The sequence below is a fragment of the Burkholderia sp. BCC1638 genome, from assembly GCF_902833195.1.
GTDB lineage: Bacteria > Pseudomonadota > Gammaproteobacteria > Burkholderiales > Burkholderiaceae > Burkholderia > Burkholderia diffusa.
The window spans coordinates 280,082-293,722 of the sequence record NZ_CADFEC010000006.1 but is presented as its reverse complement, the minus strand read 5'-3'; the positions used below and the strand labels follow the sequence as shown (position 1 = coordinate 293,722).

11 protein-coding genes and 1 pseudogene are annotated in these 13,641 nt (G+C 66.9%); 9 read left to right on the top strand and 3 right to left on the bottom strand.

Features of this window, described 5'->3' with window-relative positions:
• Positions 1 to 97 precede the first annotated feature (97 nt).
• A complete protein-coding gene (locus tag HWX22_RS09860; protein ID WP_059525725.1) occupies positions 98 to 1,288 on the top strand; it encodes a LuxR family transcriptional regulator in 1,191 nt (396 codons plus the stop codon).
• Positions 1,289 to 1,498: 210 nt separating this feature from the next.
• On the opposite strand, the pseudogene HWX22_RS09855 reads toward HWX22_RS09860, so the two are convergent.
• Positions 1,499 to 1,681: pseudogene (locus HWX22_RS09855) on the bottom strand (cation transporter); the annotation flags it as partial.
• A gap of 268 nt (positions 1,682 to 1,949) precedes the next feature.
• Here HWX22_RS09855 and HWX22_RS09850 point away from each other — a divergent pair.
• From HWX22_RS09850 to HWX22_RS09815, 8 genes are all read left to right on the top strand, one after another.
• Positions 1,950 to 2,960: a DNA-binding protein gene (locus HWX22_RS09850; protein WP_175915562.1), complete on the top strand. Its 1,011-nt coding sequence runs from the start codon at positions 1,950 to 1,952 to the stop codon at positions 2,958 to 2,960.
• Between the two features lie 123 nt (positions 2,961 to 3,083).
• Positions 3,084 to 3,704, top strand: a complete 621-nt coding sequence (locus HWX22_RS09845; RefSeq protein ID WP_059525468.1) for a TetR/AcrR family transcriptional regulator — start codon at positions 3,084 to 3,086, stop codon at positions 3,702 to 3,704.
• Positions 3,705 to 3,907: 203 nt separating this feature from the next.
• A complete protein-coding gene (locus HWX22_RS09840; RefSeq protein ID WP_175915535.1) occupies positions 3,908 to 4,966 on the top strand; it encodes an NADP-dependent oxidoreductase in 1,059 nt (352 codons plus the stop codon).
• A 93-nt stretch (positions 4,967 to 5,059) separates the two neighbouring features.
• The gene (locus HWX22_RS09835; RefSeq protein WP_059525472.1) at positions 5,060 to 5,359 is read left to right on the top strand and encodes a putative quinol monooxygenase; all 300 of its coding nucleotides are present in this window, start codon (positions 5,060 to 5,062) and stop codon (positions 5,357 to 5,359) included.
• Positions 5,360 to 5,495: 136 nt separating this feature from the next.
• The gene (locus HWX22_RS09830) at positions 5,496 to 5,951 is read left to right on the top strand and encodes a (2Fe-2S)-binding protein (RefSeq protein WP_059525474.1); all 456 of its coding nucleotides are present in this window, start codon (positions 5,496 to 5,498) and stop codon (positions 5,949 to 5,951) included.
• Between the two features lies 1 nt (position 5,952).
• The gene (locus tag HWX22_RS09825) at positions 5,953 to 8,175 is read left to right on the top strand and encodes a xanthine dehydrogenase family protein molybdopterin-binding subunit (RefSeq protein WP_175915534.1); all 2,223 of its coding nucleotides are present in this window, start codon (positions 5,953 to 5,955) and stop codon (positions 8,173 to 8,175) included.
• Between the two features lie 15 nt (positions 8,176 to 8,190).
• Positions 8,191 to 9,510 (top strand): cytochrome c, encoded by a 1,320-nt coding sequence (locus tag HWX22_RS09820; protein WP_175915533.1) that lies wholly within the window; start codon positions 8,191 to 8,193, stop codon positions 9,508 to 9,510.
• A 161-nt stretch (positions 9,511 to 9,671) separates the two neighbouring features.
• The gene (locus HWX22_RS09815; protein WP_059690083.1) at positions 9,672 to 11,117 is read left to right on the top strand and encodes an NAD-dependent succinate-semialdehyde dehydrogenase; all 1,446 of its coding nucleotides are present in this window, start codon (positions 9,672 to 9,674) and stop codon (positions 11,115 to 11,117) included.
• Positions 11,118 to 11,286: 169 nt separating this feature from the next.
• On the opposite strand, the gene tagH is transcribed toward HWX22_RS09815, so the two are convergent.
• A complete protein-coding gene (gene tagH, locus HWX22_RS09810) occupies positions 11,287 to 12,699 on the bottom strand; it encodes a type VI secretion system-associated FHA domain protein TagH (protein WP_175915532.1) in 1,413 nt (470 codons plus the stop codon).
• A gap of 47 nt (positions 12,700 to 12,746) precedes the next feature.
• Positions 12,747 to 13,133: a TssQ family T6SS-associated lipoprotein gene (locus tag HWX22_RS09805; protein ID WP_059525484.1), complete on the bottom strand. Its 387-nt coding sequence runs from the start codon at positions 13,131 to 13,133 to the stop codon at positions 12,747 to 12,749.
• Between the last annotated feature and the right edge of the window lie 508 nt (positions 13,134 to 13,641).

Sequence of the window (13,641 nt, the reverse complement as noted above, 5' to 3'; positions counted from 1 at the left end):
GAATGTCCCGATGACGCCGGAATTAAGACGCGTCTTAATCATGGCGGCGCGGATGAATCGCACCGACCACAAGTTGCATGGAGGATGGAGCGTGCTGATGGAGACGAGATGGGCTCCGCAAGAGAGCCAGTCAACAAGCGAGGAGGCCGACATCGGCGTCGCGGATTTCAGCGAGCTGATGGCGCGCATCTACCAGGGACCGTTGGAAACGCCGCCGTGGGCGGGGGCGCTCGAGCTGGTTCGCCGGTTGCTGCAGGCCAACTACGTGACGCTGATCCTGCGCGCGGCCGCGAGCGACCGCCGCGCGCCGCTGTCCGTGCACGCTTCGGAATACGGCCCGGTCGTGCCGGGTGACGGCGAGGCGTCGTACAACAACTACTACTATTCGCTCGATCCGTTCGTCGGCCTGCCGGCCGATCGCGTGGTCACGGTCGACGACGTGTTCGGCGACACGGGCTGGCTGTCGAGCGAGTTGTACAAGCAGTTCCTGAAGCCGCAGGACGTGCGCTACATCCTCGGCGCGGACCTGCGCACGCCGTCGGGCGTCGAGTGCCGGTTCCGCGTGTGCCGCAACCATGCGTCGAAGCAGTTTTCCGCGCGCGACAAGGCGATCTGCGCGCTGCTGCTGCCGCATCTGAAGCGCGCGGTCGAGCTCCATTCGCGGCTCGACACGGCCGAGGTCGAGCGGTCGATCTACGCGAACGCGATCAACCGGATGCAGATCGGCACGATCACGCTCGACGAGAACGGCACGATCATCGACATGAACAGCGTCGCCGACGAGATCCTGAAGCAGAACAACGGTCTGACGATTGCGCGCGGCACGATCGAGGCGACCGATGCGCAGGAGAACCGCACGCTCAAGCGGCTGATCCGCCACGCGGTGATGGGACATCACGGCACGGCGGCGGCGACCGTCGAGGCGATGCCGATCACGCGCAGTTTCGACAAGCCGCGTCTCGGGCTGCTGGTGCGCACCGTGCTGCTGTCCGACTGGTCGGAGGACAACAAGCGCCGGCCGGCCGTCACGCTGTTCCTGCGCGACCCGGACCGCAAGCCGCAGGGCGCGCAGGAAATCATCCGCAAGCTGTTCGACCTGACGCCGGCCGAGACGTCGCTCGCGCTGCTGCTGACGAACGGGCTGACGCTCGAGGAAGCGGCGGAGGAGTCGGGGATCAGCAAGAACACGGCACGCACGCACCTGCGCGCGATTTTTTCGAAGACGGGCGTGACGCGCCAGGCGACGCTCGTGCGGATCCTGCTCGGGAGCGTGGTGCCGCTCGGTTGATCGGAGCGGCACGTCGTAGACAGCCGCATTGGGATCGTGCGGAGCCGTTTGCCGATACATCGACCGCGGTCGGCGCGTGCGGTACGTTGCGGCGATCACGGCATCATGAACAAGAGGCTCGCGCAGTGCAGGCCTCTTTCATTTCATGCGCAGTCACTGGCGGGCATCGAGCATTTCGAGTCACCACGCCTAACGATGCCGCACACATCGTCATGACTCGCGCGTCGAGCGACTCGTCGTCCACGCCGGCAATGCCGGCCATTGCACGCAACCGCGCCCGATGCATCCGACGCCCGTCCGGATCGCGATCGCACCGATCGTGAATGCGGCCAGCAGCGTGGACAGTGCGTCGGTGCGCAGATGCCAGCCGCTCGCTTCGCGCAGCGCCGAGCCGAGCCGGTTTCGCATGGCTTGCGCAGCAGACAGCAGCGGGGGCGCCGGATCGGCAGGTCACTGCGATCAAATCAACTTTCGAGGCGCAGTTTCACCGGCGGTTGTCGACAGGAACTTGATGAGGTGGCGGCGAGCCACATTCGGAAATAACGAAGCGCGCCCCAAAAACCGCAACATTATAGAAATAATGTCAAACCAAAAGAGGCGCATGATTGGATATTTGACGGTTTACGTTATATTATTAACGAAACTACTGACTCAACCCGCCATGCCCGACCTCACCCCCGACGATTCCCGCCTGATCGCCGAAATCGACCGCCTGAAGGCCGATTTCCCGAAAACCCGCGAGCTGTATCGCGAGGTCTGCGCATTGATGTTCTTCCGCTTCGGCATCACGCCCACCGCGAACCGCCTGTACCAGCTCGTGCGCAAGGGCAGCATGAGCACGCCGACGGCGGTTCTCGGCGAGTTCTGGGCCGAGTTGCGGGAGAAGAGCCGGGTGCGCATCGAGCATCCCGACCTGCCGGCCGACCTGCAGGCTGCGGCCGGCGAACTCGTCGCCGCGTTGTGGAGCCGCTCGACGACCGATGCTGCCGCAGCGCTCGATGCACTGCGCGCCGAAGTCGAAGCTGAACGGGCGACAGCGAAGGCGGAAGTCGTCGCATCGCAGGCCGACCTGTCCCGCACGGAAACCGCGCTGGAGCACCGCACGAGCGCGCTGCTGGCGGCCCAGGTGCGCATCCAGGAGCTCGAGCAGGCGAGGGCGGCCGACGAAGCATCGCGCCGCGCGCTGCAGGCGGAGGTCGAAAGGCTGAAGTCCGACAATGCGGACGCCGATCGTGCGCTGGCGCAGGCGCGCGCCGACTTCACGTCACAGCTCGACCGGTTGCGCGACGACGCAGGCCGGGCGGAGGAACGCTTGCGTGCATCGGAGAAGCGGGCGCTTCAGGAGATCGACCGCGAACGGCTCGCGGCCGCGCGCGTTCAAAAGGAACTCGACGCGGCCGCGACGCGCGCTGAACAGCACGATATGCAGCACCGCATGGATCTCGCGGCGCTGCAAGCGCAATTGGCCGACGCACAGCACCGCTGCGGCGTGCTCGAAGGTCAGCTCGACGGCGCCCGCGCGGCCAACGTCGCGTATGTCGGCGAGCTCGACGCATTGCGTGCCGAACGCGCATTACGCCCGCCCGTGCGCAGGGCGCCCGGTCGGCCGGCGGGCGGCAGCCTGCGCGCGGCGAAACCGGTCGCCAGGAAGCGCATTCCCAAACCCGCGTGACATGGACGCCACGGTGCGGCGACAACGCATCCGCGGCGCGGCGCGATTCGGGTAAAGTGCCGCTCAACTTGCCGGCTCGACGTTACTAGACGACCGGTCTAATCGTTGCTAAGATACGCTATCATGAATGCATCTTCAGGCGCGGAAGTCCGCCAGCACATCCTGAATATCGCGAAGCCGATCATGCTCCACAAGGGGTTCTCGGCGGTCGGTCTGAACGAGATTCTCGCCGCGGCGGGCATCCCGAAGGGCTCGTTCTATCATTACTTCGGCTCGAAAGAGGCGTTCGGCGAGGCGCTGCTCGAATCGTATTTCGAAGGCTATCTCGCGCATCTCGACAACCTGCTCGGCCATCAGGCCGGCACGGGCGCGCAGCGCCTGATGACGTACTGGGGCAACTGGCTGCACACGCAGTGCGCGGACGATCCGGAAGGCAAGTGCCTCGCGGTGAAGCTCGGCGCGGAAGTGTCCGATCTGTCGGAGGCGATGCGCGCGGTGCTACGGCGCGGCACCGGCCAGATCATCGAGCGGCTCGCGGGCGGGATCGAGGCGGGGCTGGCCGACGGCTCGCTGAGCGGTGTCGACGATCCGGCGCATACGGCCGCGATCCTTTACGAGCTGTGGCTGGGTGCGACGCTGCTGGAGAAGATTCACCGCAACCGCAAACCGCTTGAACGCGCGATGCTCGAAACACGGCGGATGCTGAACCTGCCGTCCTTCGAGCCAGATGGAGCGCAGTCGTAACGTGGGCGCGCGCAGGCGCGCCTTGTTTTTTGAATGAGCACTAGACGACTGGTCTACTTACGCTGAAATCCCGTTGCCTTACCCGCGAGGCTGCGGCTCCGCCGGCCGATTGGCCGGCACGGCCCGCGGCCTCACGCATCACGGTTGTCCAAGTTGATCCGATCGTGCCCGGTGCACGTCCCTTCCTGTTGACGGAGGTTCCCATGCCGCAAAGCAAGGCAGCAAACCGCAGAATCATCCTGAACGCGCGCCCGGTCGGCGCGCCCACCCCGAACGACTTCCGTACCGAGACCGGCGACGTGCCGGTGCCCGGCGCCGGCCAGGTGCTGTTGCGCACGGTCTGGCTGTCGCTCGACCCGTACATGCGCGGCCGGATGAGCGACGCGCCGTCGTATGCACCACCGGTCGAACTCGGCGACGTGATGGTCGGCGGCACGATCAGCCGCGTCGTGGCGTCGAACCTGCCCGCGTATCGCGAAGGCGACCTGGTCGTCGCCGGCGGCGGCTGGCAGGACTATTCGCTGTCCGACGGCAGCGACCTCATTCCGCTCGGCCGCGACTTCCCGCATCCGTCGTATGCGCTTGGCGTGCTCGGCATGCCGGGGTTCACCGCGTACACCGGGCTGCTGACGATCGGCGAGCCGAAGGCCGGCGAAACCGTGGTCGTGGCCGCCGCGAGCGGGGCCGTCGGCGCGGGGGTCGGCCAGATCGCGAAGCTGAAGGGCTGCCGCGTGGTCGGCGTCGCGGGCGGCGCCGACAAGGTCGCGTACGTGAAGGGCACGCTCGGCTTCGACGAGTGCGTCGATCACCGCGATCCGCAATTTGCCGCCCGGCTGAAGGACGCCTGCCCGAACGGCATCGACGTCTATTTCGAGAACGTCGGCGGTGCCGTGTTCGACGCGGTGTGGCCGCTGCTCAACGATCACGCGCGCGTGCCGGTGTGCGGAATCATCGCGCATTACAACGACGCGGCGTACGACGACACCGCGGTATCGAGCGGCCGCGACCGCGTGCCGGCGTTGATGGGCACGATCCTGCGCAAGCGCATCCGGATGCAGGGGTTCATCATTCTGGATCACTATGCGACCGGTTATGCGTCGTTCCTCAAAGAGATGAGCGAGTGGGTCGCGCAGGGCAAGGTGAAGACGCTTGAAGATGTGGTCCCCGACCTGGCTGACGCACCGCAAGCACTGATCGGCTTGCTCGCCGGGAAGAATTTCGGCAAGGTCGTCGTGCGCGTGGGCCCGGACGAACTGGCCTGACACTGGCGCAAGACGACACACAACGATTGCACGCTGGCGTCGCGAGACGCCGGCTTGTGGCATGCTCGATTCCGTTTCGAAAGGAGTGACAAGATGGCGCTTCACGTGATTGCTTCCCTGTTCCTGAAACCCGAACACGCGCAGGCCGCCGAGGCCGAATTGCGCAGCATGGTCGCCAAGACGCGCGTCGAACCGGGCAACCGGCGCTACGACCTGTTCCGCGAGCAGGACGGTTCGCCGAACCTGCACCTGTACGAAATCTACGACGACCAGGCCGCATTCGACGCGCACCTTGCCAGCCCGTATTTCGCCGAATTCCGCGTGAAGTCGGCCGACTGGTTCGCGGCGCCGCCCGTCATCAAGGTGCTGTCGGGCATCGACGTGGCCGAGTAACGACGCAGCACCGTCGTCGCGGCTCGCTCCCGCCCCGGCCGCGCGGCAGCCGTCACGCATGACGCGACGGCAATGACAACGACAACGCGGTGCATCGTTCGCGCCGCTTCCCCAATACATCGGCCCCGGAGTCTGAATGGTCACCCTCAATATCAACGGCGAGAACCGCACGGTCGACGCCCCCGACGACATGCCCCTGCTGTGGGTCCTGCGTGACGTCGTGGGTCTGACCGGCACGAAATTCGGCTGCGGGATCGCGCAATGCGGCGCGTGCACCGTCCATCTCGACGGCGTCGCCGCGCGCTCGTGCGTGCTGCCGGTCGCGGCCGTCGCGGGCCGCAGGATCACGACGATCGAAGCCGTCGGCGCGACCCCGGCCGGGCAGAAGGTTCAGGAAGCGTGGCGCGAGCTCGACGTCGTCCAGTGCGGCTACTGCCAGTCCGGGCAGGTGATGGCGGCCACGGCGCTGATCGCGTCGAATCCGAACCCGAGCGACGCCGACATCGACGCGGCGATGGCCGGCAACATCTGCCGCTGCGGCACGTACAACCGGATTCGCGCGGCCGTCAAGCAAGCTGCGAAGGGAGCGTGACATGTCGCGAGGACTCATCGAAGCAGGTAAGGCGGCCGGCGCGGGCGTGTCGCGCCGTTCGTTTCTGAAGGCGGGCATGTCGCTCGGCGCGGCGGCGGGCGGCGGCTTGCTGCTCGGTTTCAGCCTGCCGGCGGCCGGCGATGACGCACGGCGCTCGGTGATCGGCGGCGATGCGGACGAAAGTGCGCGCGCCGGCGTATTCGCGCCGAACGCGTTCGTGCAGATCGACCGCAGCGGCAAGGTCACGCTGGTGATGCCGAAGGTCGAGATGGGGCAAGGCGTCTACACGGCGCTGCCGATGCTGATCGCCGAGGAGCTCGAGGTGCCGCTGTCGAACGTCACGCTCGACCACGCGCCGCCCAATGAGAAGCTGTTCCTCGATCCGCTGCTCGGCGGCCAGTTGACGGGCGGCTCGACGTCGGTGCGCTACGCGTGGGAACCGCTGCGCCGCGCGGGAGCGACCGCGCGCACGCTGCTGGTTTCCGCTGCGGCGAAGCAATGGAACGTCGATCCGGCCACCTGCCGGGCGGAAAACGGCGAAGTGCGGCACACCCCGAGTGGCCGGCGCGCATCGTACGGCCAGCTCGCGGACGCCGCGTCGAAGCTGCCGGTGCCGAAGGACGTCGCGCTGAAGCAGCCGGCCGATTTCAAGCTGATCGGCAAGCCGGTGAAGCGGCTCGATTCGCCCGAGAAGGTCGACGGCACCGCGCAGTTCGGGCTCGACGTGCGTCTGCCGGGCATGCTGTACGCGGTGATCGTGAACAGCCCGGTGTTCGGCGGCACGGTCGCGAGCGTCGACGAGTCGGCCGCGAAGAAGATTCCGGGCGTGCGCCAGATCGTGCGCGCGGACAACGCGGTCGCGGTGGTCGGCGATCACACGTGGGCCGCGAAGCGCGGCGCGTCGGCGCTCGTCGTGAAGTGGAACGAAGGTGCGGGCGCGAAGGTATCGACCAGGGACATCGTCGCCGATCTCGCGCAGGCCGCGGCGAACGGGAAGGGCGCGGTCGCGCGCAAGGACGGCGACGTCGGCCACGCGTTCGCGAATGCGAAGACGCGTATCGACGCCGTCTACGAACAGCCGCTCCTTGCGCACGCAACGATGGAGCCGGTGAATTGCACGGTGCACGTGCGCGCCGACGGCTGCGAAATCTGGGTCGGCACGCAGGTGCCGACGCGCGCGCGCGACACGGTGCAGCAGCTCACGGGCTTTCCGCCGGAAAAGATCGTCGTGCACAACCATCTGCTCGGCGGCGGCTTCGGCCGGCGGCTCGAAACGGACATGATCGGCCAGGCCGTGAAGATCGCCAAGCAGGTCAATGCGCCGGTGAAGGTCGTGTGGACCCGCGAGGAAGACATCCAGCACGACATGTATCGGCCGTATTACTACGACCGGATTTCGGCCGGCCTCGACGCGAACGGCAAGCCGATCGCGTGGCAGCACCGCATCGTCGGTTCGTCGATCCTCGCGCGCTTCGCACCGCCCGCGTTCAAGGACGGCGTCGACCCCGACGCGGTCGAAGTCGCGACCGACCTGCCGTACGACCTGCCGAACCAGTTGATCGATTACGTGCGGCAGGAGCCGCGTCACGTGCCGACCGCGTTCTGGCGCGGCGTCGGCCCGACGCGCAGCACTTTCGTCGTCGAGAGCTTCATCGACGAGCTCGCCGCGCAGACCAAGACCGATCCCGTGCAGTACCGCCGCGCGCTGCTCGGCAAGACGCCGCGCGCCCTGAACGTGCTTGACGTGGCGACGAAGGCCGCCGGATGGGGCACGCCGCTGCCGAAAGGGCAAGGACGCGGCGTATCCGTGATGCACGCGTTCGGCAGCTTCTTCTCGATCGTCGTCGACGTCGCGGTGGAGGGCGGCGAGGTGCAGGTCAAGCGTGCCGTGTGCGCGGTCGACTGCGGGATGGCCGTGAATCCGGGCACGATCGAGGCGCAAGTGCAGGGCGGCATCATCTTCGGGATCACGGGCGCGCTGTATGGCGAGATCACGATCGAGGACGGCCGCGTCGTGCAGAGCAACTTCACCGACTACCGGATGATGCGCATCAACGAGACGCCGCCGATCGACGTGCATCTCGTGAAGAGCGCCGAGGCGCCGGGCGGAATCGGCGAACCGGGCACCGCTGCGACCGCGGCGGCACTGTCGAACGCGATCTTCGCGGCGACCGGCACGCGGCTGCGCAAGCTCCCGGTCGGCAACCAGCTGAAGACGGCTTGAGGGGAGACACACACCATGCGAAACCTCACCCCGAACAGCCTGAATCGCGCCGCTCGCACACTCGGCGCATCGTTGATCGCGCTGTCCGCGTCGATGGCCGGCACGGCGGCGCATGCCGCGCAAACGGCGCCCGCCGACAGCGCGCTGGTCGCACGCGGCGCGTATCTCGCGAAGGCCGGCGATTGCGTGGCGTGCCACACCGCGCCGCGCGGCGCGCCGTTCGCCGGCGGCCTGAAGATGGTCACGCCGATGGGCGCGATCTACACGACCAACATCACGCCCGACCCGGACACGGGCATCGGCGGCTATACCGAGGCCGAGTTCGCGGGCGCGCTGCGCTCGGGTGTCGCGAAGGACGGCCATCACCTGTATCCGGCGATGCCGTATCCGTCGTACGCGAAGCTGCGCGACGACGACGTGAAGGCGCTTTACGCGTACTTCATGCACGGCGTCGAGCCGGTGAAGCAGTCGAACCGCGCGTCCGACATTCCGTGGCCGCTCAACATGCGCTGGCCGCTGGCGCTGTGGAACGCGGTGTTCCTCGACACGACGCCGTACACCGACAAGCCGACGAAGGACGCGACGTGGAACCGCGGCGCGTACCTCGTGCAGGGGCTCGGGCATTGCGGGTCGTGCCATACGCCGCGCGGCGTCGGCTTCCAGGAGAAGGCGCTGGACGAAAGCGGGGCGGCGTTCCTGTCGGGTGCGCCGATCGACAACTGGTTCGCGTCGAATCTGACCGGCGAGCACAATACCGGGCTCGGCCGCTGGAACGATGCGGATGTCGCGCAGTTCCTGAAGACCGGCGCGAACCAGCATGCGACCGCGTTCGGCTCGATGGTCAGCGTGATCAACCACAGCACGCAGGAGCTGACCGACGAGGATCTCGCGGCGATCTCGCGCTATTTGAAATCGCTGCCGGCGGCGGGTGGCACGGGCGCGCCGCCTTACCGTTACGACCCGAAACCGACGCAGGTTGCGTTGGGCCGGCCGGCGAACGATCCGGGCGCAAAGGTGTATAACGCTTTCTGCATGAATTGCCATGGCGCGGACGGTCGCGGCTACGCGCCGCTGCTCGCACCGCTCGCGGGCAATCCGAACGTGCTCGAGGCCGATGCATCGTCGCTGATCAACGTGACGTTGAACGGCAGCGAGTCGCTCGTGATCGGCGGCGTGCCGTCCGCGTATCCGATGCCGGCGTTCGCGAACCAGCTGAATGACCAGCAGATCGCCGACGTGCTGACGTTCATGCGCGCCGGCTGGAACAACGGCGCGCCGGCCGTGCAGGCGGCGGACGTCGCGAAACTCCGCAAGGCGACGGCGGCCGCGCGCTGAGCGCGGCCGAACGTGGCGGATGACGACGGGCATGCGTGCCGCGTGCGCGTCGTCGAAGGTTGCCGGGGGCAGGGCGCCCGGCAACATAGTGCTTTCTGTCAACCGGCGTGCGGCCGTACGCGGCAGCGCGCGTTTTATCGACGCAAAACTGGGGTGTCTGGATGGCTAACGTGACTTATACGGATACACAACTGCTGATCGACGGCGAGTGGGTCGACGCCGCGAGCGGCAAGACGATCGACGTCGTGAACCCGGCGACCGGCAAGACGATCGGCAAGGTGGCCCACGCGGGCATCGCCGATCTCGACCGCGCGCTGGCCGCGGCGCAGCGCGGTTTCGAAGCATGGCGCAAGGTGCCCGCGCACGAGCGCGCGGCGACGATGCGCAAGGCGGCCGCGCTGGTGCGCGAGCGCGCCGACACGATCGCGCAGTTGATGACGCAGGAGCAGGGCAAGCCGCTGACGGAAGCGCGTGTCGAAGTGCTGTCAGCAGCCGACATCATCGAATGGTTCGCGGACGAAGGCCGCCGCGTGTACGGCCGGATCGTCCCGCCGCGCAATCTCGGCGCGCAGCAGACCGTCGTGAAGGAGCCGGTCGGTCCGGTCGCAGCGTTCACGCCGTGGAATTTCCCGGTCAACCAGGTCGTGCGCAAACTGAGCGCCGCGCTCACGACCGGCTGCTCGTTCCTCGTGAAGGCGCCGGAAGAAACCCCGGCGTCGCCGGCCGCGCTGCTGCGCGCGTTCGTCGACGCGGGCGTGCCGGCCGGTGTGATCGGTCTCGTGTACGGCGATCCGGCGGAAATCTCGTCGTACCTGATTCCGCATCCGGTGATCCGCAAGGTGACGTTCACGGGCTCGACGCCGGTCGGCAAGCAGCTTGCGGCGCTCGCGGGCCAGCACATGAAGCGCGCGACGATGGAGCTGGGCGGCCACGCGCCGGTGATCGTTGCCGAGGACGCGGACGTCGCGCTGGCGGTGAAGGCCGCCGGTGGCGCGAAGTTCCGCAACGCCGGCCAGGTGTGCATTTCGCCGACGCGTTTCCTCGTGCACAACAGCATTCGCGACGAATTCACGCGCGCGCTGGTCCAGCATGCGCAGGGGCTGAAGATCGGCAACGGCCTCGAGGAAGGCACGACGCTCGGCGCACTGGCGAATCCGCGCCGGCTGACCGCGATGGCGTCGGTCGTCGAGAACGCGCGCAAGGTCGGCGCGAGCATCGAGACCGGCGGCGAACGGATCGGCTCGGAAGGCAACTTCTTCGCGCCGACCGTGATCGCGAACGTGCCGCTCGAAGCGGACGTGTTCAACAACGAGCCGTTCGGCCCGGTCGCGGCGATCCGCGGTTTCGACAAGCTCGAGGACGCGATCGCCGAAGCGAACCGTCTGCCGTTCGGGCTGGCCGGCTATGCGTTCACGCGCTCGTTCGCGAACGTGCATCTGCTGACGCAGCGCCTCGAAGTCGGGATGCTGTGGATCAACCAGCCGGCGACGCCCTGGCCGGAAATGCCGTTCGGCGGCGTGAAGGATTCGGGCTACGGGTCGGAAGGCGGGCCGGAAGCGCTGGAACCGTACCTCGTCACGAAGTCGGTGACGGTGATGGCGGTCTGACGACCGTTCGACCACGCGCGTGCCGCCGTTTGCGCGGTGCGCACGCGGGGTAGCGTTGCCGAAGGCCGGGCGTTCTGCCCGGCCTTGTTGTTTCTGCGTCGCTGGCGGTCGGTTTCGCCCGGGAATGGCGGTCGTTCCCGTCGCGCACGGGACCTGCGACGCCCGCCGCTCAATGCCGGCTGCTGCCGCGATAGCTTTCCACCTCCGCGTCGTACGCGGCGAGAAACGCCTTGCCGAACACCGACGCGAAATCGTCTTCGATCGCGAACACCGTGTCGCGATGCGTCGCCGCGTAGCGGTCCCACATCCTCGCCTTGTACAGCGCGGGCACGCGCTTCTCGTACCAGCGCATCGCATCGTCGCGCTCGCGCAGCCGTTGCGGCGAAAAGCGCGTCAGCAGGTCCATCAGCGCGGCGCGCATGCCGGCGACCATGCCGATCTGGTGCGCGTGCAGATCCTGGAACGCGTCGCTGACCGCGCTCTGCGGCGACATGAAGCCGGGCAGCGGCAGCCCGAACATCTGGCGCAGCACGGCGCCGCCGTCCGGCAGCAGCTTCAGCGGATTGTTCTCGCGATCGAGCAGCATCGTCATGTGCGCCTTCACCTCACGCTTCAGGATGCTGCGCGACGACAGCAGCTCGACCGTGCCGTTCGCGAACAGCGCCAGCAACTGCCCCGCGATGTACAGCTGTTCGGCCGACCATTGATGCGACTCGGCGGCGGTATCGAGTCCGGCGCCTTCGAAGAACGCGTTCAGCAATTCATCGGGCGTCGGCGCGCGGTTCGCCTGCGGTGCAGGCTCATCGACGGGACGTGGCTCGGCATGCGCCGTCGCCGGTTGCACACGTACTTGCTGCGTCCACTCGGGCGCATGATCGGCTTGCGTCGCGGACGACGACGCGGCGCGATCCGCCTCGCCGCGTTCGGGCGGAGACGTCGAACCCGATCCACCGATATCGGGCGACGACTGTACAAACAAGTCGAGCGGGTCGGTCGACAACTGATTCAGGTCGCGTGGCGACGGCGCGGCCGGCGCGGCGTGACTCGCGGGCTGCGCCGCCTCCCTGCGCGCCGCAGTGCCGGATCGCGTGCCGGTGTCCGCCGCCTTGCCGCGCGGAGCGAGGCGATCCTGCAGCAGGCCCCACAACCGATTGCCGGTCGTCTTCGCGTCGACGTGCGCGTGTGCGGCGGTTCCCGACGTGCCTCGCGGGTCGGCGCTCGCGCTGGAGGCGGTGGGCATGTCGACGACCGGCGCGTCATGTCCGTCGTCACGCTCGGCACGCAGCACGTACGGCCCGATGCGGATGATGTCGCCGGTATTGAGCGGGCGCTCCTGTGCATAGCCGACGGGCTCGCGGTTCACCTCGATCGTCGACACGCTGCTCAGGTTCTTCAGCAGGCACGCATCGTCACCGACCTGCAGCAGGGCCTGCAGCCGGGAAATCTGCCGGGTGTCGTCGCGCAGCACGAGATGGTTGTCGGTTGCCCGGCCGATGGTGCCGCCGGGCGGGTGGAACACGACGGCGTCGTAGGTGTCGCTTTCGACCGGCTCGCCGGCATGTTCGATCACGATCAGTTGCATGTCATACGTCGCTCGGTAAGGAAACGCTGGCGGGGATTCCGGTTCGGTCAGGATGACGACGCATGCCTGCGGCGCGCGAACTCGAACGCGGGCCCCCAGATCGGATGTCCCTTCTCGGCGGGGGACAAGTCGAAGCGCGGGTTGAGGTCGAGAATCTTCGAGAACTCGGCGCGGCACTGCGCGATGCGGTTCGTCACGCAATAGCTGAACGCGAGCAGCTTGTGCGCGGTGACCTGCGTGTCGGTATCGGCCCCGTCGATCTCCTTCGCTCGGCTCAGGACCGCGATCGTGCGTCCGTAGTCGCCGGCACCATACGCCGCGCGCGCGCTGTCGACCGCGGCGCGCGCCGCCGATTGCGTGGGGGACGTGCTGCACCCGCCGATTCCCAGCAGCAAGGCGCCGAGGAAAATCACGATCGATGAACGGCCTTTCATTCTGAAATGAAATATGTGCGTTATTGGAGGGTGGTGCACAAGCGCTGTTGGATTCTAGTGCCAATCAAGGCGGTCGATGTTGCCGTTACGTTTTGTTTCATTTTGAAAATTGCGTTCGAGTTTCCGCTCAAATCGATTCCGGGTTTTCGACTTGTTAATCCATAAAATCGATTCTATAGTTCGCTGTGCTTTTTGGGATTCGTCAGTTGTTTGCCCGGCACCGGTCAATGATCGGAAAATCCGGCCCTCCGTTCGGGCAGCGCAAACAGCGTGACATGACCCGCAGGGGCGTAGCCACCGACCGCCGACGGCCGTCAGGCTTGGGTTCAACGTCCATATCGCAAGTGAACCTGCAATAGAACCGGGCCGCCGTGGCGAACCGGTCGGATTAACGCGCCTTTTCAAAATGACAGAAATCAATCCAATTCATCGCCATTTCCCCAATTTCGATCTCGTTCCGTAATTGGCGATTTGACCCGTCTTTTTCCAAGAATAAATTGCCGAATGA

Excerpts from the sequence above, each read along its gene's own strand:
- HWX22_RS09860 (WP_059525725.1), top strand. The coding sequence starts at position 98 with ATGGAGACGAGATGGGCTCCGCAAGAGAGCCAGTCAACAAGCGAGGAG.
- HWX22_RS09850 (WP_175915562.1), top strand. The coding sequence starts at position 1,950 with ATGCCCGACCTCACCCCCGACGATTCCCGCCTGATCGCCGAAATCGAC.
- HWX22_RS09845 (WP_059525468.1), top strand. The coding sequence starts at position 3,084 with ATGAATGCATCTTCAGGCGCGGAAGTCCGCCAGCACATCCTGAATATC.
- HWX22_RS09840 (WP_175915535.1), top strand. The coding sequence starts at position 3,908 with ATGCCGCAAAGCAAGGCAGCAAACCGCAGAATCATCCTGAACGCGCGC.
- HWX22_RS09835 (WP_059525472.1), top strand. The coding sequence starts at position 5,060 with ATGGCGCTTCACGTGATTGCTTCCCTGTTCCTGAAACCCGAACACGCG.
- HWX22_RS09830 (WP_059525474.1), top strand. The coding sequence starts at position 5,496 with ATGGTCACCCTCAATATCAACGGCGAGAACCGCACGGTCGACGCCCCC.
- HWX22_RS09825 (WP_175915534.1), top strand. The coding sequence starts at position 5,953 with ATGTCGCGAGGACTCATCGAAGCAGGTAAGGCGGCCGGCGCGGGCGTG.
- HWX22_RS09820 (WP_175915533.1), top strand. The coding sequence starts at position 8,191 with ATGCGAAACCTCACCCCGAACAGCCTGAATCGCGCCGCTCGCACACTC.
- HWX22_RS09815 (WP_059690083.1), top strand. The coding sequence starts at position 9,672 with ATGGCTAACGTGACTTATACGGATACACAACTGCTGATCGACGGCGAG.
- tagH (WP_175915532.1), bottom strand. The coding sequence starts at position 12,699 with ATGCAACTGATCGTGATCGAACATGCCGGCGAGCCGGTCGAAAGCGAC.
- HWX22_RS09805 (WP_059525484.1), bottom strand. The coding sequence starts at position 13,133 with ATGAAAGGCCGTTCATCGATCGTGATTTTCCTCGGCGCCTTGCTGCTG.